The sequence below is a fragment of the Aeromicrobium sp. HA genome (assembly GCF_027171405.1).
Classification (GTDB): Bacteria; Actinomycetota; Actinomycetes; order Propionibacteriales; family Nocardioidaceae; genus Aeromicrobium; species Aeromicrobium tamlense.
This window is the reverse complement of record NZ_CP114372.1, coordinates 111,620-134,459: the sequence shown is the minus strand read 5'-3', so window position 1 is coordinate 134,459 and position 22,840 is coordinate 111,620. Positions and strand designations below refer to the sequence as shown.

The 22,840-nt window shown below is 70.7% G+C and carries 21 protein-coding genes; 10 read left to right on the top strand and 11 right to left on the bottom strand.

Features of this window, described 5'->3' with window-relative positions; all coding sequences use genetic code 11:
* Window positions 1–4: 4 nt before the first annotated feature.
* Window positions 5–2,161, bottom strand: coding sequence for an acetate--CoA ligase family protein (locus O3S82_RS00555; RefSeq protein ID WP_269304694.1), 2,157 nt, complete (start codon window positions 2,159–2,161; stop codon window positions 5–7).
* A 182-nt stretch (window positions 2,162–2,343) separates the two neighbouring features.
* Between O3S82_RS00555 and O3S82_RS00550 the strand changes: the two genes are divergently transcribed.
* The gene (locus O3S82_RS00550) at window positions 2,344–3,003 is read left to right on the top strand and encodes a GntR family transcriptional regulator (RefSeq protein WP_179427046.1); all 660 of its coding nucleotides are present in this window, start codon (window positions 2,344–2,346) and stop codon (window positions 3,001–3,003) included.
* A 4-nt stretch (window positions 3,004–3,007) separates the two neighbouring features.
* Here O3S82_RS00550 and O3S82_RS00545 read toward each other — a convergent pair whose 3' ends face one another.
* Both O3S82_RS00545 and O3S82_RS00540 read right to left on the bottom strand, forming a co-directional pair.
* Window positions 3,008–4,234: an MFS transporter gene (locus O3S82_RS00545; protein WP_269304691.1), complete on the bottom strand. Its 1,227-nt coding sequence runs from the start codon at window positions 4,232–4,234 to the stop codon at window positions 3,008–3,010.
* Window positions 4,235–4,236: 2 nt separating this feature from the next.
* Window positions 4,237–4,707 (bottom strand): MaoC family dehydratase, encoded by a 471-nt coding sequence (locus tag O3S82_RS00540; RefSeq protein ID WP_269304689.1) that lies wholly within the window; start codon window positions 4,705–4,707, stop codon window positions 4,237–4,239.
* Between the two features lie 158 nt (window positions 4,708–4,865).
* Between O3S82_RS00540 and O3S82_RS00535 the strand changes: the two genes are divergently transcribed.
* Window positions 4,866–5,807, top strand: a complete 942-nt coding sequence (locus O3S82_RS00535; protein WP_269304688.1) for a zinc-binding dehydrogenase — start codon at window positions 4,866–4,868, stop codon at window positions 5,805–5,807.
* 75 nt (window positions 5,808–5,882) lie between these two features.
* Here O3S82_RS00535 and O3S82_RS00530 read toward each other — a convergent pair whose 3' ends face one another.
* Both O3S82_RS00530 and O3S82_RS00525 read right to left on the bottom strand, forming a co-directional pair.
* Complete coding sequence (locus tag O3S82_RS00530; protein WP_179427052.1) at window positions 5,883–6,674, bottom strand: TIGR03084 family metal-binding protein; 792 nt, start codon at window positions 6,672–6,674, stop codon at window positions 5,883–5,885.
* Window positions 6,671–7,273: a TetR/AcrR family transcriptional regulator gene (locus tag O3S82_RS00525; RefSeq protein ID WP_179427054.1), complete on the bottom strand. Its 603-nt coding sequence runs from the start codon at window positions 7,271–7,273 to the stop codon at window positions 6,671–6,673. The genes O3S82_RS00530 and O3S82_RS00525 overlap by 4 nt, the downstream gene beginning before the upstream one ends.
* Before the next feature lie 182 nt (window positions 7,274–7,455).
* Between O3S82_RS00525 and O3S82_RS00520 the strand changes: the two genes are divergently transcribed.
* Window positions 7,456–9,594: an Ig-like domain-containing protein gene (locus O3S82_RS00520; protein WP_269304685.1), complete on the top strand. Its 2,139-nt coding sequence runs from the start codon at window positions 7,456–7,458 to the stop codon at window positions 9,592–9,594.
* 89 nt (window positions 9,595–9,683) lie between these two features.
* On the opposite strand, the gene O3S82_RS00515 is transcribed toward O3S82_RS00520, so the two are convergent.
* Window positions 9,684–10,754: an alpha/beta hydrolase gene (locus O3S82_RS00515; RefSeq protein WP_269304682.1), complete on the bottom strand. Its 1,071-nt coding sequence runs from the start codon at window positions 10,752–10,754 to the stop codon at window positions 9,684–9,686.
* Window positions 10,755–10,825: 71 nt separating this feature from the next.
* On the opposite strand from O3S82_RS00515, the gene O3S82_RS00510 reads away from it, so the two are divergent.
* From O3S82_RS00510 to O3S82_RS00495, 4 genes are all read left to right on the top strand, one after another.
* Window positions 10,826–12,148, top strand: coding sequence for an ATP-dependent 6-phosphofructokinase (locus tag O3S82_RS00510; protein WP_179427060.1), 1,323 nt, complete (start codon window positions 10,826–10,828; stop codon window positions 12,146–12,148).
* An 86-nt stretch (window positions 12,149–12,234) separates the two neighbouring features.
* Entirely contained in the window at window positions 12,235–13,524 is a 1,290-nt protein-coding gene (locus tag O3S82_RS00505; protein WP_269304680.1) for a bifunctional o-acetylhomoserine/o-acetylserine sulfhydrylase, read from the top strand.
* Window positions 13,521–14,504 carry a homoserine O-acetyltransferase MetX gene (metX, locus tag O3S82_RS00500; RefSeq protein WP_269304678.1) on the top strand — a complete coding sequence of 328 codons (984 nt, stop codon included), beginning with the start codon at window positions 13,521–13,523 and terminating at the stop codon, window positions 14,502–14,504. The genes O3S82_RS00505 and metX overlap by 4 nt, the downstream gene beginning before the upstream one ends.
* A 56-nt stretch (window positions 14,505–14,560) precedes the next feature.
* Window positions 14,561–14,833 carry a DUF7218 family protein gene (locus tag O3S82_RS00495; RefSeq protein WP_269304676.1) on the top strand — a complete coding sequence of 91 codons (273 nt, stop codon included), beginning with the start codon at window positions 14,561–14,563 and terminating at the stop codon, window positions 14,831–14,833.
* Window positions 14,834–14,838: 5 nt separating this feature from the next.
* On the opposite strand, the gene O3S82_RS00490 is transcribed toward O3S82_RS00495, so the two are convergent.
* A complete protein-coding gene (locus O3S82_RS00490) occupies window positions 14,839–15,390 on the bottom strand; it encodes a GNAT family N-acetyltransferase (protein WP_269304674.1) in 552 nt (183 codons plus the stop codon).
* Window positions 15,391–15,525: 135 nt separating this feature from the next.
* On the bottom strand, window positions 15,526–16,386 hold the full coding sequence (locus tag O3S82_RS00485; RefSeq protein WP_269304672.1) for a poly(ethylene terephthalate) hydrolase family protein: 861 nt from the start codon (window positions 16,384–16,386) through the stop codon (window positions 15,526–15,528).
* Between the two features lie 223 nt (window positions 16,387–16,609).
* Here O3S82_RS00485 and O3S82_RS00480 point away from each other — a divergent pair, with 223 nt between their 5' ends.
* Window positions 16,610–17,416 carry an alpha/beta fold hydrolase gene (locus tag O3S82_RS00480; RefSeq protein WP_179427071.1) on the top strand — a complete coding sequence of 269 codons (807 nt, stop codon included), beginning with the start codon at window positions 16,610–16,612 and terminating at the stop codon, window positions 17,414–17,416.
* Between the two features lie 90 nt (window positions 17,417–17,506).
* Here O3S82_RS00480 and O3S82_RS00475 read toward each other — a convergent pair whose 3' ends face one another.
* Both O3S82_RS00475 and O3S82_RS00470 read right to left on the bottom strand, forming a co-directional pair.
* The gene (locus O3S82_RS00475) at window positions 17,507–18,868 is read right to left on the bottom strand and encodes a DEAD/DEAH box helicase (protein ID WP_269304670.1); all 1,362 of its coding nucleotides are present in this window, start codon (window positions 18,866–18,868) and stop codon (window positions 17,507–17,509) included.
* 213 nt (window positions 18,869–19,081) lie between these two features.
* A complete protein-coding gene (locus tag O3S82_RS00470; protein WP_179427072.1) occupies window positions 19,082–20,041 on the bottom strand; it encodes a phosphotriesterase family protein in 960 nt (319 codons plus the stop codon).
* Between the two features lie 101 nt (window positions 20,042–20,142).
* Here O3S82_RS00470 and O3S82_RS00465 point away from each other — a divergent pair, with 101 nt between their 5' ends.
* Window positions 20,143–21,144, top strand: a complete 1,002-nt coding sequence (locus O3S82_RS00465; RefSeq protein WP_269304667.1) for an NADP-dependent oxidoreductase — start codon at window positions 20,143–20,145, stop codon at window positions 21,142–21,144.
* A gap of 53 nt (window positions 21,145–21,197) precedes the next feature.
* Here O3S82_RS00465 and O3S82_RS00460 read toward each other — a convergent pair whose 3' ends face one another.
* Entirely contained in the window at window positions 21,198–22,007 is an 810-nt protein-coding gene (locus O3S82_RS00460; protein ID WP_179427074.1) for an alpha/beta fold hydrolase, read from the bottom strand.
* Between the two features lie 75 nt (window positions 22,008–22,082).
* Between O3S82_RS00460 and O3S82_RS00455 the strand changes: the two genes are divergently transcribed.
* Window positions 22,083–22,835 carry a nitroreductase gene (locus O3S82_RS00455; RefSeq protein ID WP_269304665.1) on the top strand — a complete coding sequence of 251 codons (753 nt, stop codon included), beginning with the start codon at window positions 22,083–22,085 and terminating at the stop codon, window positions 22,833–22,835.
* The last annotated feature ends 5 nt before the right edge of the window (window positions 22,836–22,840 follow it).

Below are 22,840 nucleotides of genomic sequence, written 5' to 3'. Positions count from 1 at the left end.
GCGATCAGGGGGTGACGCGCTCGGTGATGAGGGCGTCGAGGGCTGCAGCGCCGTGGCCCTGCGGACGCACGAGGAAGGGGTTGACCTCGATGCTGTCGAAGCGGCTGCGGTGTTCCGCGGCCACGTTCGAGAGGGCGACGAGTGCGCCCGCCAGCGCGTCGACGTCGGCCGGGGCCGCGCCCCGCACGCCGTCGAGCATCGCCGAGCCGCGGATCTCGCGGATCATCTCGTGTGCGGTCTCCAGACCGAACGGGGCGAGTCGGTAGGTGACGTCCTTGAGGACCTCGACGAAGATGCCGCCGAGCCCGAACATGACGACCGGGCCGAACGTGGGGTCGTCGACGACGCCCAGGATCGTCTCGATGCCGTCGGTGATCATCGGCGCGACGAGCACGCCGTCGATGCGGGCGTCGGGCTCGTGGCGGCGGGCCGACTCGAGGATCCGGTCGTGCGCCTCCGCGGCCTCCTCGGGGGTGGCCACGCCGAGGACGACGCCGCCGACCTCGGTCTTGTGCGCGATGTCGGGCGAGACCACCTTGAGCACCACGGGACCGCCGACGCGCTCCTGCGCCGCGGCGGCCTCGGCGGCCGACGACACGACGACCTCGGGGGCCACGGGCACGCCGGCCTCGGAGATGAACGCCTTGGCGGTGACCTCGGTGAAGACCTCGGGCAGCGCGGGGACGGACGCTGCCGGGGCCTGCGTGGCCTCGGCGGCACGCGACTTCTCGAAGCGCTGGCGCCGCAGCGCGTAGTCCGTGACGCGGCCCATGATCTGCACGGCCTTGGTGATGTCGTCGAAGACGGGGATGTTCAGCTCCTCCACGGCGCGCTTGACCTCGGGGGTCGAGAGCGTGGTGGCGAAGATCGGCGCCTCGGGGTGCGCCTCGCGGGCCAGCTTCAGCGCACGGACGACGAGGTCGGTCCACGGCTCGAGCAGGCCCATGTAGGTCAGGCCCATGACGATCGAGTCGAACGCGCCGTCCTTGAGGCACGCGTCGACGAACGACGGCAGCAGGTTCTCGTCGTTCATCAGCTGCGCGGTGAGGTCGACCGGGTTGCCGACGCCGGCCGGGGGCCAGATCGCCTTGAGCTCGTCCTGCAGCGCCTGCGACGGCGTGGGCACCTGGAGGCCCTGCTCGGCGGCCTCGTCGGCGGCGATGATGCCGATGCCGCCCGAGCCGGTGAGGATGCCGAGGCGGTCGCCCTGCGGCAGCTTGCCCACCGAGAGGGCGTAGCAGACGTCGAACAGCTCGGCCATGGAGTCGACCCGGATGACGCCGTACTGGTCGAACAGCGCGTCGAAGACCTGGTCCGAGCCGACGAGGGACGCGGTGTGCGAGGCGGCGGCGGTGGCGCCGACCTCGGAGCGGCCGACCTTGAGCACGACGACCGGCTTGCCGTTCTCCTGCGCGACCGCGAGGGCCTGGCGCAGGCGCTCGCCGTCGCGGCAGCCCTCGAGGTAGGCGGCGATGATCTCGACCGAGTCGTCGGCGGCCAGGTGCGCGAGCACGTCGGCCAGCTGGATGTCGGCCTCGTTGCCGGTGGACAGCCACGGGTCGAAGTTCAGGCCGGTCTGCTTGCCGTTGACGACCCACTCGCTGGCGATCGCGCCGCTCTGGCTGACGAGCGCGACCTTGGCCAGCGGCTCGACGACGAACGGCACGCCCACGGAGGCGGCGAAGGTGCCGACGGCGCCGTTGGCGGCGTTCATGCTGCCGATGCAGTTGGGGCCGAGCACGCGCATGCCGTAGCGGCCGGCGATCTCGAGCACCTGGCCCTGGAGGGCGAGGCCCTCGGCGCCCATCTCGGCGAAGCCGGCGCTGAAGATCGTGACGACCTTGACGCCCTGCTTGCCGCAGGACTCCACCGAGGACAGGACGTGCTTCGCGGGCAGGGCGATCACGGCGAGGTCGACGACGCCGTCGACGTCCTCGATCGAGGCGTAGGCCTTGACGCCCTGCACCTCGTCGGACTTCGGGTTGATCGGGTAGATGCCGCCCGTGTAGCCGGACTCCTTGATGAAGCGCAGCGGACGGCCGCCGATCTTCGTCGGATCGGACGAGGCGCCCAGGATGGCCACGCCGCGCGGGTCGAACAGCGCGTCGAGGCCGCGGGTGTTGGCGGCCGTGGCGGGAGCTTCGGCAACAGGATGGGGCACGGGGGACGTCCTTCCGTCACGTCTCGGGGTGTGGCTTGGACCACACGTTCCGCATTCAACCATGAATGCGTAATGACATGCAAGAATGTATATCCTTGACTCCTGGAAGGTGTCCCGAACCCATGTATACGCTTCGGAATGCACTGACCACCGACCGACCCACCTGCTGAGAGGCCGTTCCGATGGCGAAGACCACCCCGACCGCGACGGGAGTGCAGCGCTGCCTGACCGAGATCCGGCAGATGATCATCTCCGGCACTCTCCTGCCCGGACAGAAGGTGCACCAGGGCGAGATCGCGGCGCAGCTCAACGTCAGCCGCATCCCCGTGCGCGAGGCGCTGTCGACCCTGCAGGCCGAGGGCGTCCTGGACTACAAGCCCAACACGGGCTTCACCGTCGCGCGGTTCAGCGGCGAGGACCTCGCCGAGATCTACCTGATGCGTCGCCTGCTGGAGACCGAGGTCGTCCGCACGGTCGACCTCGCGGCCGTCGACGTCGACGAGCTCAAGCGGCTCAACGACCACCTCAAGACCCTCAGCGCGAACACCGACCCCGACGAGTGGCAGTCGACGAACTTCGACTTCCACTTCCTCATCTTCGAGCCGAGCCCGCTCAAGCTGGTCCGCGAGGAGATCCGCCGGCTCTGGTACATGTCGAGCTTCTACCGCTCCCTCTACATCCAGCAGGCCGACTCGCGCCTGCGCGTGCACGAGGACCACGACAAGATCATCGAGGCGGTCAAGGCGCGCGACAACGAGGCGCTCATCAAGCTCTCCGACGAGCACCGCGGCAGCACCGAGCACCTGCTCACGCAGCGGCTCGGCTGGTCGCGTCCTCGCTGACCCCTCAGTCGCGGGTGAGGCGGCGCAGCACCACCGGCAGCGACGCGATCGCGACGGCGCCGACGATCACGGCCATCATCACCATCGCCCAATCGGGGCCGAGGGTGTCCGCGACGATGCCGTTGAGCACCGACGCGAGCGGGCGCGAGCCCATGAACGCGATGACCCACAGCGACATCACGCGACCGCGCATGTGTGTGGGGACGACGTGGTGCAGCATCGCCGTGCAGCCGGAGAACGCCACGGTGAAGCCGATGCCGGCGAGGAAGAACGCCACGCAGACCGCCGTCGGCGAGTCGAGGAACGGCACGGCGAGCGAGCCCAGCGCGAGACCGGTGAGGCCGATGGCGGGGGCGCGCTGCACCCGCAGGCCGCCGTTGAAGACCGTCGAGACGCCGCTGCCGATGAGCGCGCCGACGCCGAACGCCGACCCGATGTAGCCGACGAAGGCCTCAGGGGCGTCGAGGTCGTGGGCGATCGCGGGCGCCAAGGTCACCACGGGATCGGCGCCGAGGCCGACCGCGGTGACGCCGAGCAGCAGCATCGCGACCACGGGGTTGCGGCGGATGTAGCCCAGGCCGGCGCGGAAGCTGCCGCCCTCGCTCGTCGCGGCGATGGGCTTGTCGCCGCGCGCGATGAGGACCGAGATGACGCCGAAGACCACGTGGCCGCTGGCCGCCACGCCCAGGGCGGCCGCCGGCCCGAACGCCGCCGCCAGGAGGGCGCCGATTGCCGGGCCCGCGGCGCGGCCGAACATCGTGGGGACGGAGTCGATCGCGACCGCGCGGCCCACCTCGTTCGGGTGGACGAGGTCGGACACCATCGCCTGCATGGCCGGGCCGCTCACGGCGAAGCCGATGCCCGCGATCAGCGAGAAGATCAGGACGCCCGCGATCCCGGTGCCCTCGGCGCCCACGAGCGAGAGACACAGGCCGAGGCCTCCGGTGCCGGCGATGCAGAACAGGCGGCCGTAGGCCACGAGGCGGCCTCGGCTCGAGCGGTCGGACAGCGGCCCGATCACCGGGGCCAGGACGACCTGCGGGATGAAGTGGACGACGCTGACGGCGGCCACCCACACCGCCGAGTGGGTGAGCTGCCACGCCAGCACCGCCGTGACGACGTGGTGGATCCACACGCCGGTGAACGCCAGACCCTTGCCCAGCACGAAGGGGCCGAACCGGCGGTCGGCCAGCAGCTGCCAGGTCGAGCGCGGGGCCGCGGGGGTGCCCACGCTCAGAAGTAGACGCGGGTGATGTTCTCGGCGATGCAGGCCGGACGGTCCTCGCCCTCGCGCTCGATCGTTGCGGCCCAGGTCAGCTGGAGCCCGCCGCCCTTGACCTCCTCGGCGTTCGCCAGCGTGAGGCGGCCGCGCAGGCGCGAGCCCACGGGGACGGGCGAGGTGAAGCGGACCTTGTTGAGGCCGTAGTTGACCGCGTGCTTGCGGTTCTCGACGCGGTAGACCTCGAGCATGAACGGGACCATGAGGCTGAGCGTCAGGTAGCCGTGCGCGATCGTCGTGCCGAACGGGCCCTCGGCCGCGGCCTCGGGATCGGTGTGGATCCACTGGTGGTCCCCGGTCGCGTCGGCGAAGAGGTTCACGCGCTCCTGCGTGATCTCGAGCCACTCGCTGACGCCGATCTCCTCACCGACCGCCGCCTGGAGCTCCTCGGGACCTGAGAACACGCGCATTGACTCGACCTCCATCTGATACTTTTTTGTATACATCGGACCATAGCAGACGAAACAGGGTTCACGGTGCGCGCCACCGTCCTGACAGCACCCGGCCGGGTCGGCCTCGAGCAGCGGCCCGACCCGTCGTCCTCGAGCCCACCGACGCCGTCGTCGAGGTCGTCGCGGCCGCCGTGTGCGGCTCGGACCTCTGGTGGTTCCGCGGCGACAACTCCTTCGACGAGCCTCGCCGCATGGGCCACGAGTTCGTCGGGCGGGTCGTGTCCGCCGGATCCGCCGTGGCGCTGGTGCCGGGCGACTTCGTGCTCTCGGCGTTCACGTTCGGCGACAACACGTGCTCGGCGTGCCGCGAGGGGTTCACCTCGAACTGCGCGCACGGCGGGTACTGGGGTGCTTTCGACGACGCGGGCCGGCCTCTCGACGGGGGCCAGGGCGAGCTCGTGCGGGTGCCGCTCGCCGACGGGACGCTCGTGCGCGTGGACGCTCCGGTGACCGAGGAGCTGCTCCCCCACCTGCTGGCGCTCACCGACGTGATGGCGACCGGTGTGCACGCGGCGCGATGTGCGGGTGTCGTACCCGGCGCCGACGCGGTCGTGATCGGCGACGGGGCAGTGGGCCTGTGCGCGGTCGCCGCCTGCCGTCGCGAGGGCGCGCGGCACGTGACGATCCTGTCGCGGAACCCCGACCGCCAGCGCCTCGCGCGGCTGCTCGGCGCGGACGACGTGATCGAGGTCCGCGGCGAGGAGGCCGTGTGGCAGCTGCGCTCGCGCGACGGCGGACCGGCGCACGTCCTCGAGTGCGTGGGCACGTCCGAGAGCCTCGCGACCGCGATCGACGCCGCCCGCGTCGGCGGCCAGATCGGCATGGTCGGCATCCCGCACGGCGACGACTTCCACCCGCGCCAGCTGTTCGCGAAGAATCTCGGCCTGCGCGCCGGCGGCGCCCCGGCCCGCGCCCTGCTGGACGAGCTCCTGCCCGAGGTCCTCGCCGGCACCCTGCGCCCGGGCGTGGTCTTCGACCGGCAGTACGACCTCGCCGACGTCGCGCAGGCCTACGCCGACATGGCCGACCGCCGCACCACGAAGGCCCTCCTGCGCGTCTCGCCCCTCGACTGAACGAGGTTTCCTGTCACTTAACGGGGTTTGCGAACCCCGTTAAGTGACAGTTTCCCCGGTTAACCGGGGAAACCGTCAGCGGTCGGCGAGCGGCTTGGGGTCGTTGCCGGGGAGGCCGGCGAAGGCCTGGACGATGTCGAGCCAGTGGTCGGCGGCGGGGCCGGTGGCGGTGACGTCGACGTCGGAGCGGTGGCGGCGGCGCGTGGCGAGCAGCGCGAAGTCCCAGCCGTCACCGATGACGCGCTCGGCGGCGTCCTCGGGACCCCACGTCCACAGCTCGCCCGACGGGGCGGTCAGCTCGACGCGCACCTCGACGGCAGGCACCTCCTCGCCACGCACCTGGTGCGTGAACCCGAAGGTGCGCACGCCGATGTGGCACACGTGCTTGGCGCGGTCGGTGCGCGGCACCGAGATGTCGAGCGCCTCGGCGACGTCGTGCCCGTGCGCCCAGGTCTCCATCAAGCGGGCGGTCGCCATCGACACGGGGCTCATCGGCGGACCGAACCACGGGATCCTGTTGCCCTCGGGCACGGACTGGAGCGCCTCCACGAGGTTCGTGCGACCTTGGCGCCACGCCGGCAGCAGCGACTCGGGCGGCTCCTGCGCGAGCTCGTCGGTCGCCTCGTCGACGTAGCCCTCGGGGTTCTCCAGCGCCGCCACGATCAGCGCGTCGAACGCCTCCTTGTCGCTGATGGCGTACGTGGAGGTGACGTCGGTCCAGTGCAGGTGCGCGACCTGGTGGGCGACGGTCCAGCCCTCCGGGGTGGTGACGGTGCCCCACTGGTCGGGGGTCAGTCCGGCGACCCAGCCGTCCAGCTGGGCCGACTCGGCGGCGAGGTCGTCGAGGACGGCGTCCAGCTTGTTCATCGTTCCAGCTCCCGGTCGAGGGTGTCGGCCCAGGCGTCGAGGATCGAGGCCCGGCGTGCGGAGTCGTCGGTGAGGGTGGCCGCGAGGCCGAGGCCGCGCAGCAGGTCGAGGGTGGCCTGCACGAGCTGGCGGTTGCGTCCGCGCGACTCGTCCACCTCGAGGAGGGTCACGGCGTGGGCGTGGATCTCGCGGCCCACGCGGCGCTCGAACGGGGCGACCTTGGCCAGCAGGTCGGAGTCGGTGCGCGCCGCCACCCAGAGCTCCAGCGCGGCGAGGAAGACCGGCGACGTGTACTGGCTCACGAGCAGGTCCAGCACCGCGCGCGTGCGGCCCTCCTCGGGCAGGGCGTCGATGTCGACCGCGAGCTCCTCGCGGCGACGCTCGGCGAGGTACTCCACGGCCGCGACCACCAGGTCCTGCTTGCTGGGGAAGTGGTGCAGCTGAGCGCCGCGGCTGACGCCCGCGCGCTGGCTGACCACGGTGGTGGAGGTTCCGGCCCAGCCGACCTCCACGAGCGAGTCGATCGTGGCCTCGAGGAGGCGCTGCCGCATGAGCCGCGTGCGCTCGGGCTGGGGCGTCCTCGTCGGGCTCTCGGTCACCGGCCCAGCATGCTGGACCGTGCATTTACAGTCAAGCCTGTTGGTTTTTGCGGACCCGAGCGAACCGCTCACCTAGTCACTTGTGACGGTTGTGAAGCAAAAGCCCGTGTGTGACGGACGTGAAACCTAGTGTCGCTCACGCGGGGTGGAGCGCTCCGTGTCCCCATGCGAGAGCGAACCCCATGTATCGACGCGTCACCTCCATCGCGACCAGCGCGGCCGTCGGCCTCGCCGCCGCGGTGGCCCTCCTCCCCGCCACGGCCCACGCGGCCCCCGAGACCTACAGCGGCCGACTGCAGCTCATCTCCGGCGACACGATCGTCGGCTGTGCGGGCGCGTACGACGGGCAGGGTGTCGCCGGTGCCGCAGCGGTCTCCACCGACCCGGAGTCGGCCCACCGCTTCTCCATTCCCGCCGGGACGCAGCAGGATCTCTCCCTGCAGGACGGCTCCCAGGTGCTGGGAGTCGACGACAACTACTCCGCGGCTCCGATGGGCGGCCGGTACGAGTGGGCGTTTGGTGTGCTGGGTGCTCCCGTAGCCGCCGGCTCGCCCTCGGTGAACCGCCGGCAGACCGCGGTCTGGTCGATCGACCCCGCGACGAAGACTCTCTCCACCGTCTACGTCCGCCCCGACAGCACCGTCGTGCCACTGACGCACTTCCTGTACGGGGAGTTCCGCGGCCACTTCCTGATGACCCCCGACCTCGCCCTTGCGGCGAACGGCATGCGGCCGTCGGTGCCCACCGCGCTGACGCTGCGCCTCGGCGAGGCCTGCTCCGGCCCGGTCACGCCGCCGGACGCCGAGCAGACCATCACCTTCACGTCCACCGCACCGGAGACCGTGCACCCCGGTGACACGTACGAGGTCACCGCGACCGGTGGCGAGTCCGGCAACCCCGTGACCTTCTCGTCCTCGACGCGGGACGAGTGCACGATCGAGGGCTCGACCGTGACGTTCCACCGCGCCGGCACCTGCACGATCGTCGCCGACCAGGCGGCCGCCACCGGCTTCCTCGCGGCCGATCCGGTCGAGCAGGACGTCCAGGTCGACGCCTTCGAGACCTCGCTCGACCTCTCGTTCGAGCCGGCGAACCCGGTGACCGGCCAGGGCACGACGGCCACCGCGCAGCTGGGCACCGAGGGCTCCCTCGGCGACGCCGGCGGCGTCGTCCAGTTCCGTGTGGACGGCGACATCGTCGACCACGTCGCCTACGACGAGGCCGGCCGCGCGTCCACGGCGCTCGATCTCGGCGTCGGCACGCACCAGGTCGACGCGACCTGGTGGCCCGAGGCGAACTACCAGTACGGCAGCAGCAGCGACAGCGATACGGTCACCGTCTCGGCCGCCGGCACGACCACGAAGGTCTCGGTGAAGCCGCGTGAGCTGTCCGCCACGGTCGCGCCCGTCGCTCCCGGCGCGGGCACGCCCACCGGCGAGGTCACGTTCTTCGTCGACGGCAGGAAGGTCGGCGCCGCCGCCCTCGACCACGGCACCGCGAAGCTCGCGCACACCGTACCGACCGACGGCTCGCACGCCGTCTCCGCCGCGTACGCCGGCAGCACCGAGTTCACCGCCTCGTCGGGCTCGACCTCGCGCAGCAACCCCGCGCTCACGGCTCGCGTCATCTCGTCGCAGAAGTCGAGCGGCGGCTGGTACCGCCACCCGGTCACGATCTCGTTCGGCTGCGACGCCAAGGGCGCCGAGCTGACCACCGCGTGCCCGAAGCCGGTCAAGGTCTCGCGTCAGGGCTCCAGCACCGTCACCCGCACGATCCACACGGCCGACGGCGGCATCGCCACCGTCACCGCCGCGGTGAAGATCGACCGCAGCAAGCCCCGCGTCGGCATCCGCGGCGTGAAGTCCGGTCGCAGCTACTTCGACGCACCGAAGCCGACCTGCTCGGCGAAGGACTCGCTCTCGAGCGTGAAGACCTGCAAGATCACCACGAAGCGCAGCGGCAGCCGGGTCGTCGTCACCGCCAAGGCCACCGACGTCGCGGGCAACGTCCGCACGAAGCGCGTCGCGTACCGCCTCGCGGGCTACAAGATCGAGGGCGCGAAGCTGAAGAACGGCGTCTACCAGGTCCGCCACGGCGAGACCTACACGATCGTCGTCCGCGGCTCGAAGGCCCGCTACGTCTACGCGACGCCGGCGCCCGGCAAGCCGCACCGCGGCTCGGTCCCGTTCAAGAAGGCCGGGAAGGACCGCTGGGCCCTCGGCGTGAAGATGTCGATGACGACGAGCCGCACCCGCTCGTGGAACCTCGGCTACACGCAGAACGGCAAGCTGCACGTGATCAAGGTGAAGGTGGTCGGCTGACCGCCACTCACTGACGGAGGTTTCCTGTCACTTCGCGAGGTTCGCGAACCTCGCGAAGTGACAGTTTCCCCGGTTAACCGGGGAAACCGTCAGGCCATCTCGCCCTCGAGGGTCTCGGGCTGGGCGTCGAGGTCCTCGACCTCGACGGCCGGGGGCTCGCCGATGTGCGTGAGGGCGAACTCGGCGGCGAGCTCGATCGCGAGGTCGGCGTCGGGCAGGTGCCCGGCCATGATCGGGAAGGCGTGCAGCTGCCCGCGCCACAGGTGCACGTCGACCTCGACGCCCTTGTCGTCGAGCAGCAGCGCGAGCGCCTCGACCTCGGGTCGCAGGAACTCGTCCTCGACGGCCACCAGCTGCGTGGGCGAGTGGATGTAGGCGCTCGCGTGGAGCGGATCGGCGAAGCCCTCGATCGCGGCGCCGTCCTCGGGCAGCCAGAGCCGACGCAGCGCCGCGACGCGCGCGATCGGCAGCACGGCCTCCCGCACCTTGTCGACGCGCATGACGTTCTTGTCCTGGCGGTCGGGCTCGAGGCTGAGCAGCGGCGAGAACGCGATGAGCGCGGCCGGTGCGGGCAGGCCCCGGCGCGTGGCCAGCTCGGCGACCTTCATCGTCAGGTAGCCGCCGGCGGAGTCGCCCGCGACGACCACCTTCGAGGCGTCGGGCGCCCGGTCGAGCACGCCGGCGTAGGCGGCGATCGCGTCCTGCACCGACTCGGCGATCCCGGCATCGGGCAGCTGGCGGTAGTCGATCGCGTAGATGGTGCCGCCGGTGGCCCGCACGATCTCCTCGAGCATCGAGCGGTAGGAGTGGACGCTGCCGGTGAAGAAGCCGCCTCCGTGCAGGTAGAGCAGGTGCAGTCCCGTGGTGGGCCCGTCGCCGGGCGTCATCACCTCGCCCGGGACGCCGCCGATCTCACACACCTCGACGGCGATGTCCTCGGACGCGCCGCGGTTCACGACCTCGGAGAACCGCTGGATGCGTCGGATGGTGCGGACGTCGACCGGAGCCATCCTCAGCAGGGGCTTCACGGTCATCCGCGCGCCGCGACCGACCATGCGGGCCAGGGGCGTGGGGCTGTCGTGCAGGACCGCCGCGGTGTGCACCGCCCGCATCGGGCGGCGGCGCCCGCGTCCGGATCGGGAACCGGCCTGCGTGTCCACGTCCCGAGTTTAACGACCGGGTGGACATCCGCGTGCCGATCGCAGATCCTCGGCTCCGATAGCCTGTCACCGTGGTGACGCTCGAGGAACTGCAGGTCCGCACCCTCGGCGAGTGCACGTACGACTCGCCGCTGGCCGACTACGTCGCGGCCCGGAGCACGAACGCCTACTACGTCGCCGAGACCGACCGGGTCCTCATCGACGACACGATCTCGCTGCTGCAGGCCCGCGGCGGCATCCCGCTCGACGAGGTCCCCTCGTTCGAGCCCGGCGGTCCGCGCCGCAAGCTCTTCTTCGACCCGAAGAAGACGAAGGTCGGCATCGTGACGTGCGGCGGCCTGTGCCCCGGCCTCAACGACGTCATCCGCGCCATCGTGCTGGAGCTGTTCGAGCACTACGGCGTCACCGACATCACCGGGTTCAAGAACGGCTACGCGGGCCTCGTTCCCGGCAAGTCGCCCGACCCGATCACCCTGACCCCCTCGTTCGTCGAGACGATCACCGACCGCGGCGGCACGGTGCTGGGCTCCTCCCGAGGCGGCCAGAGCGTCCCGCAGATCGTCGACAATCTCGTGCACCGCGAGATCGACATCCTCTTCGTCATCGGAGGCGACGGCTCGATGCGTGGCGCGCACGCCATCGCCGAGGAGGCGCTCGAGCGCAACCTGCCGATCGCGGTGGTCGGCGTGCCGAAGACGATCGACAACGACATCCCGCTCATCGGCACGAGCTTCGGCTTCCAGACCGCCTACGCGAAGGCGGCCGAGTCGATCAAGGGCGCGCGCGTCGAGGTCGAGGCGGCCATCGGCGGCGTCGGCGTCGTCAAGGTCATGGGCCGCGCCGCCGGCTTCATCGCCTGCTACGCCGCGCTGGCCAACCACGACGCTGACTTCGTGCTGATCCCCGAGGTGCCGTTCAACCTCCAGGGCGAGAACGGCCTGCTCGCCACGCTGCGCAAGCGCGTGAAGGAGCGCGGCAGCGCCGTGATCGTGCTGGCCGAGGGCGCCGGGCAGGACCTGATCCCCGCCAGCCGCCGCACCGACGCGAGCGGCAACACCGTGCTCGGCGACTTCGCCGGCTTCCTGCGCGCCCAGATCGCGCGCGACTTCAAGGACCACGACGAGCCGCTGACCCTGCGCTACTTCGACCCCGGCTACATGATCCGCTCGGTGCCGGCCGACCCCGCCGACTCGGTCTACTGCACGCGCCTCGCGCAGGCCGCCGTGCACGCGGCGATGGCCGGCCGCACCGACATGGTGATCGGGCGTCCGCGCCACCGGTTCGCGCACGTGCCGATCTCGGTGGTCGTGAAGAACACGCAGAACGTGAACCCCGACGGCGACCTGTGGCTCTCGGTGCTCGAGTCCACCGCGCAGCCGTTCGACATGTCCTGAGACCCGCTCTCGCATGGTGAGACTCCCGGAAGGACCCGCCGAACGGTGACAGGCTCGGGCTGACACCCGACGTCGAAGGAGCATCCATGAGCGAGCACTGGTCGTTCGAGACCAAGCAGATCCACGCCGGCCAGACGCCCGACCCCGCCACGGGTGCGCGCGCACTGCCGATCTACCAGACCACCTCGTACCAGTTCCGCGACACGCAGCACGCCGCCGACCTGTTCGGCCTCGCGGAGCCCGGCAACATCTACACCCGCATCATGAACCCGACGCAGGACGTCGTCGAGCAGCGCCTCGCGGCCCTCGAGGGCGGCGTCGGCGCGCTGCTCGTGGCCTCGGGCCAGGCCGCCACCACCGGCGCGCTCACCAACGTGGCCGAGGCCGGCGACCACATCGTCGCGTCCGCCAGCCTCTACGGCGGCACCGACTCGCTGCTGCGCCACACGTTCCCGAAGCTCGGCATCGAGGTCAGCTTCGTCGAGGACAACAACAACCCCGAGGCCTGGCGCGCGGCCGCCCGCGAGAACACGAAGGCGTTCTTCGGCGAGACCATCGGCAACCCCAAGGGCGACATCCTCGACCTCGAGGCCATCAGCGCCGTCGCGAAGGAGGTCGGCGTCCCGTTCATCGTCGACAACACCGTCGCCACGCCGTACCTGCTGAACCCGCTCAAGCACGGCGCCGACACGGTGATCCACTCGGCCACGAAGTACATCGGCGGCCACGGCACCGCGATCGCCGGCGTCGTCATCGACGGCGGCACGTTCGACTACGCCGCCCACGGCGACAAGTACCCGGGCTTCAACACGCCCGACGCGAGCTACCACGGTCTCGTCTTCACCGAGGCCCTCGGCCCGGCGGCGTTCATCGCCAAGCTGCGCGTGCAGTACCTGCGCAACGTCGGCCCGGCCGTCTCGCCGTTCAACGCCTTCCTCATCGCCCAGGGCATCGAGACCCTGAGCCTGCGCGTGGAGCGCCACATCGAGAACACCCGCAAGGTGGCCGAGTGGCTCCAGGCGCGCGAGGACGTCGCGAAGGTCACCTGGGCCTCGCTCGACGGCAACCCCTACAAGGGGCTCGCCGACAAGTACACGCCCCGTGGCTCCGGCGCGGTGCTGACGTTCGAGCTGCCCGGCGGCGTCGACGCCGGCCGTCGCTTCATCGACGCCCTCGAGCTGTTCAGCCACGTGGCCAACATCGGCGACGTGCGCTCGCTGGCCATCCACCCGGCCAGCACCACGCACTCGCAGGGCACGCCCGAGGAGCACGCCGCCACCGGCGTCACCCCCGGTCTGGTCCGCCTGGCCGTCGGCCTCGAGGGCATCGACGACATCCTCGCCGACCTGGACGCCGGGTTCCGAGCCGCCAAGTGACCACGATCCAGCCGCTGGGAGACCTCACCCTCGAAGGGGGTGAGGTCCTCCCGCGTCTGGAGGTCGCGTACGACACGTGGGGCGAGTTCACCGGCGACAACGCGGTCCTCGTCCTCCACGCCCTCACCGGCGACTCGATCGTCGCCGGACCCGACGGGTGGTGGAACCAGGTCGTCGGCCCCGGACTCGGCATCGACACCGACCGCTTCTTCGTCGTGGCCGCCAACATCCTCGGCGGCTGCAAGGGCACCACGGGTCCGGCCTCGCCCGGACCCGACGGACGCGTGTGGGGCAACCGGTTCCCCGCGATCACCGTCCGCGACCAGGTCGCGGCCGAGCTGATGCTCACCGAGCACCTCGGCATCGACCGCTGGCACGCGGTGATCGGCGGGTCCGCCGGCGGCATGCGCGCGGTCGAGTGGGCGGTCACGCACCCCGAGCGCGTCGAGCGGCTGTTCCTGCTCGCCTCGTCGGCCTACGCCTCGGCCGAGCAGATCGCCTGGACCTCGACGCAGGCGGACATCATCCGGGCCGCCGGGCCCGAGGCCGGTCTCGAGCTGGCCCGCCGCATCGCGCACACGACCTACCGCAGCGAGGCCGAGCTGGCCGAGCGGTTCGGTCGCGAGGTGCAGTCCGACGGGCGGTTCGCGGTGCAGTCCTACCTGCAGCACCACGGCGACAAGCTGGTGAAGCGCTTCGACGCGTGGTCGTACATCGCGCTCGGCGATGCGATGAACAGCCACGACGTGGGCCGCGGCCGCGGCGGTCTCGAGTCCGCGCTCGGCCGGGTCACGGCGCGCACGGTCGTCGCCGCGATCGACTCCGACCGGCTCTACCCGCCGTACCAGCAGCAGGAGCTGGCCGACCTCATCCCCACCGCCGAGCCGCTCGCCGTGGTGCACTCGCCGCACGGCCATGACGGCTTCCTCATCGAGCACGAGCAAGTGGGCGCGCTCGCCCGCGCCCTGCTCGAGCACTGACCGTCCGGTCGCGGGGAGCCGCGGGTCGTGGTGTCGTGGGATCGAGAGGAGATCCCATGGCACCGAAGAAGAAGACCCCGTCGAGCATCAAGAACCCCGACCTGTACGAGGAGCTGCGCGACGACGGCGCCTCGAAGTCGAAGGCGGCGCGCATCTCGAACGCCGCGGCCCGCGACGGCAAGAAGACCGTCGGCAAGCGCGGTGGGTCGTCACCCGCCTACGAGGACTGGACCGTCGCCGACCTGCGCCAGCGCGCCAAGGAGATCGGCCTCACCGGCTACTCCGGCAAGAGGAAGTCCGAGCTGATCGACATGCTGCGGAACTCCTGAAGGCGTCAGCGGAGCATGATCCAGACGTCGGGGCCGGCGCTCTCGACCTGCTCGACGACGCGGAACCCGAGTCGCTCGTAGAGACGCACGTTCGCCTCCGATGAGGTCTCCAGCAGGACGCGGGCATCGCCGAGGTCGGCCAGCGCCGCCTCGAGGACCGTCGTGCCCAGTCCGCGGCCCTGCTGCGCCGGGTCGACGCCGACGGTGGCGAGCAGCCAGTCCGCCTCGGGACGCCGTGGACCGATCGCGACCTCGTGGTCGACGAGACGCTGCCAGCCGTCGCCGTGCAGGGCGACGATCCGCTCCCCGACCTCGGGTGACGGGTCCGGCAGCGAAGTCGGGATGAGCACGGCCACGGCGTCGAGTTCCGGCGTCGTCCAGACGCGTCCGCCGTGGGCGGCCGCGTGGGCGAGGTACACGCCCTGGATCTCGGTCAGCCGCGCGAGCCGCCCGTCACCCGGGAGGGTCCAGCGGGTCCACGGGTAGTCGGCGAAAGCCTCGCCGAGGACGGAGGCGAGGGTCGGCAGATCGGCGTCGGTGGCGAGGCGGGTGGGCATCGCGCCACCCTACCCACCGCCCCGGCGCACTTCTGGAACGCGTCGAACCGTTCGCGAGAGGAGAACGGTTGAGCGCGTTCTAAAAATTGAGTGGCGTCGGGGCCGTCCCCCCAGTCCGGCCCCGACGCCCCGTGCTCACTGGATCCGGTAGTCCGAGATCCCGTTGGTCAGCGACGGGCTCGGGCCCGGGCTGATGAACTGCTCGTAGCGGGTGTCGTCGTCGACGTACCGCTTGAGCCAGGCGATCGTGTACTTCGCGATCGTCGTGTTGCTGGTGTTCGGGGCGAAGTGGCTGGCGCCACGCAGCTCCAGGTACGCGCGCCGCTCGGCGTTCGTCAGCGAGTTGTAGAACGGGATCGCGTGCGAGCCGGGGGGCGCGACCGTGTCGTTCTGGGCACCGATCTCCAGCGACGCCGCCTCGACCTCGGGCCACGTCTTGTCGAGGTTCCAGGGCGTCAGGCCGACCGTGGCCTCGATCGAGCGCCGGGACTTGGCGGCCTCGAGCGTGCCGCCGCCGCCCATCGAGTGACCGACCACGGCCTGGCGCGAAGCGTCGATGCGCGAGCGCACCGTGGTGTCGGCGATCGTCTGGTCGAGCGCCGCGAGCAGCTGCGTGCCGCGCGAGCCCGGCTGGTCGAGTCGCGTGTTGGTGTCGATCGTGATGACCACGAAGCCCTGCGACGCGATGCGCGGGCCGAGCCACTGGATCGTCGACTGCGCCGCCGTGTAGCCGGGCGAGATCGCCACCACGCCGAACGTGCCGTCGGCCGTGGACGTCGGGTAGTAGATCGTGCCTCCCCCGAAGCCACGCGCGGACAGCGACGAGATCGTCTTGGTGCTCACGGCGTACGGACCGCGGGTCGCCTCGATGCTGCTGTTGGTCGGGGCCGGCCCGCGCTCGTACGGGTTCTCGGCCGCGACGACCGGCCGGATCGCCGTGCCTGCGGTGAGGGCCGCGCCGGCGAACGCCATCGCGATCAGTCTGGACAGTTTCATGCTCGTCTCCTTCGACGGTCTGGATCGAACCGCTGGGACGAGCTCGTCCAAACACATCGGCTTGCCCCCCGATGACGGGCCGATCCAAGGTATATGCACAGGTAGTGCACATAGTTGGTGGACCCACCATGCGCGAGGGTCCCCGAGCCTGTCAAGAGGTGAGTGTGATCCAGCCCACATGTCGCTAAGGTGAGTTCACCTTCAGTTACGACGGGAGTCCCCCATGCCCACGATCGACGTCAACGGCACCACGCTCTACTACGAGGACGAGGGGCCGCGCGATGCGCCGGCCCTGCTGATGAGCGCCTCGATGTTCTTCGACGCGCGGATGTTCCAGGCCCAGGCCGACCGGTTCTCCGACCGGTACCGCGTGGTCCGCTACGACCACCGCGGCCAGGGTCGCAGCGCTCGCGCACCGCGGGAGCAGCTCGACTACGACACCCACACGGCCGACGTCGTGGCGCTCATCGAGGCGCTCGACCTCGAGCCCGTCGTGTTCGTCGGCAACTCCATGGGCGGGTTCATCGGCCTGCGGCTGGCCGCCCGCCACGGCGACCTCGTCCGATCGGTCGTCGTCATGGGCACGTCGGCCGACGTCGAGGAGCAGGCCGACCAGATGGACGCGCTGATCGAGGTGCTCGCCGCGCACGGCATGGAGCCGGTGCTCGAGGGCGTCCTGCAGTTCATGATGGGCACCACCACGCTGACCGATCCGTCCCGCGCCGAGGTGCTGAAGGGCGTCCGCGAGCTGCTGCTGAGCCGCGGACCCGAGTACGCCGACGCCGCGTGGAACATCGCGCACCGACCGGGCGTGCTGGACGAGCTCGGCAAGATCCGGGTGCCGCTCGTCGTGGTCGCCGGCACCGAGGACGCGACCTACCCGCCGGAGAAGTCCGAGCAGATCGTCGCCGGGGTCCCCCATGCCGAGCTGGTCGTCATGGAGAACACCGGGCACGTGCACGCCCTCGAGAACCCCGAGGCCGTCAACGACGTGCTGGAGCGCCACCTCGCGGAGGTCGCCCCCGTCTGAGGGTCACCGCGCGTCCCGAGATGTGCTCCTTTTTCGACCTTTCAACGGGTCTGAAAGGTGGAGATTGGAGCACATCTCGGGAGGCGGCGGTCAGTTGCTGCGAGCCGGGGGGCGCGAGCCGCTGCGGCGGTTGCGGTTCCGGTTGCCCTGCGGGCGACCGCCCTGGCCACCACGACTCTGGCCACCACGGCCCTGGCCGCCACGACCGCCGCGGGCCGGAGCCGAGCCGCCGCGCGAGCGGTTGTCGGCGGGCAGCTCGGGCGCCTCGGTGCCCGAGGTCGCGAGCGACTCCGCAGTCATCGGCGAGGGGGCCGACCCGGCCTGGTGGTGGCGGGCGGTGACGCCGGCCTTGCGCTGCAGGACCATGACGTCCTTGAGCGCGTCGGGGGTGGTCATCGTGACGACCGAGCCCGACTCGCCGGCGCGCGCCGTGCGGCCCGAGCGGTGCAGGTACGCCTTGTGCTCGGCGGGGGCGTCGTAGTGGACGACCAGGCCGATGCCGTCGACGTGGATGCCGCGGGCGGCCACGTCGGTCGCGACGATCACGGTGGCGTCGCCGCGCGTGAACTGCGCGAGGTTGCGCTCGCGGTGACGCTGCGAGAGGTCGCCGTGCATGTCGACGGCCGTGACGCCCTTCTGGGTCAGCTGCTTCGCCAGGCGCGTGGCGCCGCGGCGGGTGCGGGTGAAGACGATGCTGCGCGGGTTGGCGCTCAGCAGCTCGTAGGCCGTGCGGGTCTTCTCGGTCGGCTCGGTGACGAGCACGTGGTGCTCCATCGTCTCGACCTTTTCCTCGACCTGGTCGACCTCGAACAGCGCGTGGTCGGGCAGGTGGCGGCGGACGAGCTTGTCGACGTCGCCGTCGAGCGTGGCCGACAGCAGCAGCCGCTGGCTGTGCTTCGGGGTGCGCGAGAGCAGGGCGTCGATCGGCTTGAAGAAGCCGAGGTCGCACAGGTGGTCGGCCTCGTCGAGCACCGTGATCTCGATGCCGTCGAGCGTGAGGCAGCGACGGTCGAGCAGGTCGGTGAGGCGGCCGGGCGTCGCGATGACGAGGTCGATCGAGCCCTTGAGGGTGTTGATCTGCTTGTTGATCGGCACGCCGCCGTAGACGGTGGTGTGCTTGAGACCCATCTTCTGCGCGAGCGGCAGCAGGGCGGTGTGCACCTGGATCGCGAGCTCGCGGGTGGGCAGCAGGATCAGCGCGCGCGGCGCCTTGGGGCGGCTGGTGCCGCCGGCGAGGCGGGCCAGCACGGGCAGGCCGAACGCGAGCGTCTTGCCCGAGCCGGTGCGGGCACGGCCGAGGACGTTGCGGCCCTCGAGGGCGGCCGGGATGACGGCCTGCTGGATGGGGCTGGGGTTGACGATCTCCTGCTGCGCGAGCTTGCGCACGAGGCCGTCGGGGAGGGAGAGGTCGTCGAAGGTGGGCAGCGAAACGCCGCGGTCGATCTGGGTCAAGGGGTCTCAATCAGTGGAGGTGCCCGCTTGCCAGGGGCGCGATTCTCCGCGCAACGTCGTCGGGCCGGACTGCGCTCGAACGGCGCGTCCACCTGTCGAGCCTAACAGCCGGCGCCGCACGGACCCCCATCGTGAGGACGTGACTCCGGACTCCCTCGACGCAGCAGGGCCCCGGTGGTTCGCACCGGGGCCCTGCGCTCTCGAGTGGGAGGATCACTCGAAGTATCGGCGCGGGTTCTTCACCAGCATCGTGTCCACGTCGTCCTCGCTGACGCCCTTCTCCAGGAGCATCGGGACCACGTCGTCGGGGATGTGACGGAAGTTCCAGTTCGGCTGCATCGCGACCTTGTCCTCGGGCGTGAAGTAGTCGATGTAGCACGAGGCGTCGTGCGCCAGCGTGATCTTGTCGACGAAGCCACGGCGCACCAGCTCGACGATCGTGTCGACGCGCTTCTCGGTGCTGAGGTAGACGTCGAGGCCGAAGCGGTCCATGCCCAGCAGCGAGCCGTTCTCGGCCAGCTCGGTCAGGTAGTCGACGTCGTCGGAGTCGCCGGAGTGACCGAGCACGATCTTCTCCGGGGCGACGCCCTCCTCGCCGAGGACCTTCTGGGCCACGAGGCCCGAGCGGGTGTGCGGGTTGGTGTGCACGGTGACGGGCGCACCGGTCTGCGAGCTGGTCTGGCCGACGGCACGCATGACGCGCTCGACGCCCGGCGTCAGGCCCGGCTCCTCGATGACGCACTTCAGGAACGCGGCCTTCACGCCGGTGTCGAGAATGCCCTCGGTGATGTCCTTGACGAACATCTCCACGAGCGGCTCGGGCTGGTCGAACAGCAGGCCCGGGCCGCGGTGCTCGAACTGGTGCGGCAGGTCGTTGTACGTGTAGAGGCCGGTGGCCACGACGATGTTGAGGTCCGTCTGCGCGGCGACCTTCTGGATGCGGGGGATGTACCGGCCGAGCCCGAGGACGGTCGGGTCGAAGATCGTGTCGATCCCCGCGGCCTTGAGGTCGTTGAGGTCGCGGACGGCGTCGGCGACCTTCTGGTCCTCGTCCCACTCGCCGTCGTAGTTGATGCGGAACTCCTCGCCGAGGACGAAGACGTGCTCGTGGACGAGGGTTCGACCCAGCTCGCTGCTGTCGATCGGGCCCTTGACGGTCTGCACGGTGGCCATGGCACTCCTTGGATGCTCAGTTGATGTGGCTTGTGTCACACCCTTAGGATCACAGTACTGAATTTGAGATCGGATTCAACTGCCTTTCGAGAGGATTTTTCGTGACCCACACGAAGCGCATCACCCTGGCCCAGCGACCGACCGGTCTGCCGGACGACTCCACGTGGTCGGCCGAGGAGGTCGACCTGCCGGCGCCCGGCGACGGCGAGCTCCTCGTCAAGGTCGACCACATCTCGCTCGACCCCGCCATGCGCGGCTGGCTGAACGACGTGCGCTCGTACCTGCCGCCCGTGCAGATCGGCGAGGTCATGCGCGCCGCCGGCACCGGAACGGTCGTCGAGTCGAACCACCCCGACTTCGCGGTCGGCGATGCGGTCACCGGCACGCTCGGCGTGACCGAGTACGCCATCTCGAACGGCGAGGGCCTGCAGAAGATCGACACGTCGGTCGCCGGACCGGCCACGTGGCTGGGCGCGCTCGGCATGCCGGGCCTCACGGCCTACCACGGCCTGCACGAGGTCGGTGAGATGAAGGAGGGCGACATCGTCGTCATCTCCGCCGCCGCGGGGGCGGTGGGCAGCGTCGCGGGCCAGCTGGCCAAGGCCAAGGGCTGCACGGTCATCGGCATCGCCGGTGGCGCCGAGAAGTGCGCCTGGCTCAAGGAGATCGGCTTCGACGAGGCGATCGACTACAAGAACGAGAACGTCCTGAAGCGCCTGCGCGAGGTCGCCCCGAAGGGCATCGACATCTACTTCGACAACGTCGGCGGTGACATCCTCGACGCCGCGCTGGCGAACCTGCGCCACGGCGCCCGCGTCATCATCTGCGGCGCCGTCTCGACGTACAACGACGAGAAGCTGGCTCCGGGCCCGAAGCGCTACATGTCGCTGCTGGTCTTCCGCGCCAAGATGCAGGGCTTCCTGGTCTTCGACTACCCCGAGAAGGACGCCGCGGCGATCGCCGACATGTCCGACCTCATCGGCTCGGGCAGGCTCGTCGCGCGCGAGACCGTGGTCGAGGGCGGCGTCGAGGACTTCGGCCAGACGCTGCTGGGCCTGTTCGAGGGCCGCAACACCGGCAAGCTGGTGCTGAAGGTCGCCTGACCCCCGCACGAGAACGGCGCCGGAGCGAGATCGCTCCGGCGCCGTTCGTCGTCTCAGGCGTGCGCGGCGAGGAAGTCGAGCACCTTCGGCTCGACCGTGTCGGGAGCCTCGAGCAGCGGGCTGTGGCCGACCTTCGGCACCATCACGAGCTCGGAGTCCGGCAGGCCGTCGGCCAGCTCGGCGGCCCAGTCCGGCGGCCGCACGGGGCACTCCTCGCCCGAGACCACGAGCGAGGGCACGGCGATCGACGGGAGCAGCGGCGTGGCGTCCTTGCGCCGCATGACCCCGACCATGGCGGGCAGGAGCTCGGCGGGCAGCTCGCTCATGCGCCCGGACCACAGGTCGACGACGTCCTTCTTCTGCGGGTCGGCCAGGGTCGACTGCCCGAGCATGACCTGCTTCAGGAACTCCAGCGTGTCGCCCACGAAGCCGTCCTGCGCGGCGCTCGTCGCGAACGCGACGTACTCCTCGACCTTCTCCGGCGGCTCCGCGCGCACGGACGAGCCGACGAACGCCAGCGCACGGACGAGGTCGGGACGGTAGGCGGCCAGGCGGGCGGCGACGTCGCCGCCCATGGACGAGGCGACGACCAGCGCATCGCTGATCCCGAGCGCGTCGAGCACGGCCGCGGTGTCGCCGGCGGCCTGCTCCATCGTCACCTCGTCGGTCTCGGCGGGGGCGCTCGCGCCCTGCCCGCGGAACTCGGGACGGACGAAGCGGAACCGGCCACGGCCCGCCTCGACGAGGCCGTCGAACATGCGGTGGTCGAGGAACAGGGAGTGGAGGCACACCACCGTGGGGAGGTCGTCCTCCCCCGTGTCCTCGACGTGGAACGTGCTGCCTGCTGCGTGGATGGTCGTCATCTGGGGGGATCCTCTCGTGTGACCTGTGTCACGGTCTTGCGTCACACTAACCTGAAACCGAATATGATTTCGACTATGAGTTCCGAGAGCGCCCTGTCCCCCGTCCGCCCCGGCTCGCTGGAGCAGCAGGCCCTCGGCGCCGGACCGGAGGCGCCGCTCGCCGACCTCCTCCGTGGCCGGCGCAGCGTCCGCGGCTACCGGCCCGATCCCGTCCCGGCCGACGTCATCCGCGACGTCCTCGCCGACGCGATCCTCGCGCCGTCGTCGATGAACACCCAGCCGTGGAAGTTCCACGTCCTCTCGGGCGAGGTCCTCGACCGCATCCGCGAGGAGAACACGCGGCTCATGCTGGCGGGCGCCCCGATCCAGCGCGACGTGACCGTCTCCGAGCGCTACGAGGGCGTGCACCGCGACCGGCAGGTCGACATCGCCAAGCGCCTGTTCGGCGCGATGGGGATCGCCCGCGAGGACCAGGACGCGCGGCTGGACTGGACGATGCGCGGCTTCCGCCAGTTCGACGCGCCGGTGTCGATCGTCATCGCGCACGACCGCAGCCTCGAGGCCGTGAGCCCGATCGCGCACTTCGACCTCGGCGCCGTCGTGCACGCGCTCGTCCTGTCCGCGTGGTCACGCGGGCTCGGCACCGTGATCAACAGCCAGGGCATCATGCAGGGCGCCGCGGTGCGCCGGGAGGCGGGCATCCCCGACGACCACGTCATCTTCACCGCCGTCGCGATGGGCTATCCCGACGAGGACTTCGCCGCCAACCACGTGCGCTCGGCACGCGAGTCGGTCGACGAGGTCGCTCGCTTCGTGGGATTCGACTGAGCGTG

Coding starts and splice junctions, on each gene's coding strand:
- O3S82_RS00540 (WP_269304689.1), bottom strand. CDS start 4,707: ATGGAGGTCGAGTCAATGCGCGTGTTCTCAGGTCCCGAGGAGCTCCAG.
- O3S82_RS00480 (WP_179427071.1), top strand. CDS start 16,610: ATGCCCACGATCGACGTCAACGGCACCACGCTCTACTACGAGGACGAG.
- O3S82_RS00455 (WP_269304665.1), top strand. CDS start 22,083: ATGAGTTCCGAGAGCGCCCTGTCCCCCGTCCGCCCCGGCTCGCTGGAG.
- O3S82_RS00485 (WP_269304672.1), bottom strand. CDS start 16,386: ATGAAACTGTCCAGACTGATCGCGATGGCGTTCGCCGGCGCGGCCCTC.
- O3S82_RS00490 (WP_269304674.1), bottom strand. CDS start 15,390: ATGCCCACCCGCCTCGCCACCGACGCCGATCTGCCGACCCTCGCCTCC.
- O3S82_RS00495 (WP_269304676.1), top strand. CDS start 14,561: ATGGCACCGAAGAAGAAGACCCCGTCGAGCATCAAGAACCCCGACCTG.
- O3S82_RS00460 (WP_179427074.1), bottom strand. CDS start 22,007: ATGACGACCATCCACGCAGCAGGCAGCACGTTCCACGTCGAGGACACG.
- O3S82_RS00520 (WP_269304685.1), top strand. CDS start 7,456: ATGTATCGACGCGTCACCTCCATCGCGACCAGCGCGGCCGTCGGCCTC.
- O3S82_RS00550 (WP_179427046.1), top strand. CDS start 2,344: ATGGCGAAGACCACCCCGACCGCGACGGGAGTGCAGCGCTGCCTGACC.
- O3S82_RS00505 (WP_269304680.1), top strand. CDS start 12,235: ATGAGCGAGCACTGGTCGTTCGAGACCAAGCAGATCCACGCCGGCCAG.
- O3S82_RS00470 (WP_179427072.1), bottom strand. CDS start 20,041: ATGGCCACCGTGCAGACCGTCAAGGGCCCGATCGACAGCAGCGAGCTG.
- O3S82_RS00530 (WP_179427052.1), bottom strand. CDS start 6,674: ATGAACAAGCTGGACGCCGTCCTCGACGACCTCGCCGCCGAGTCGGCC.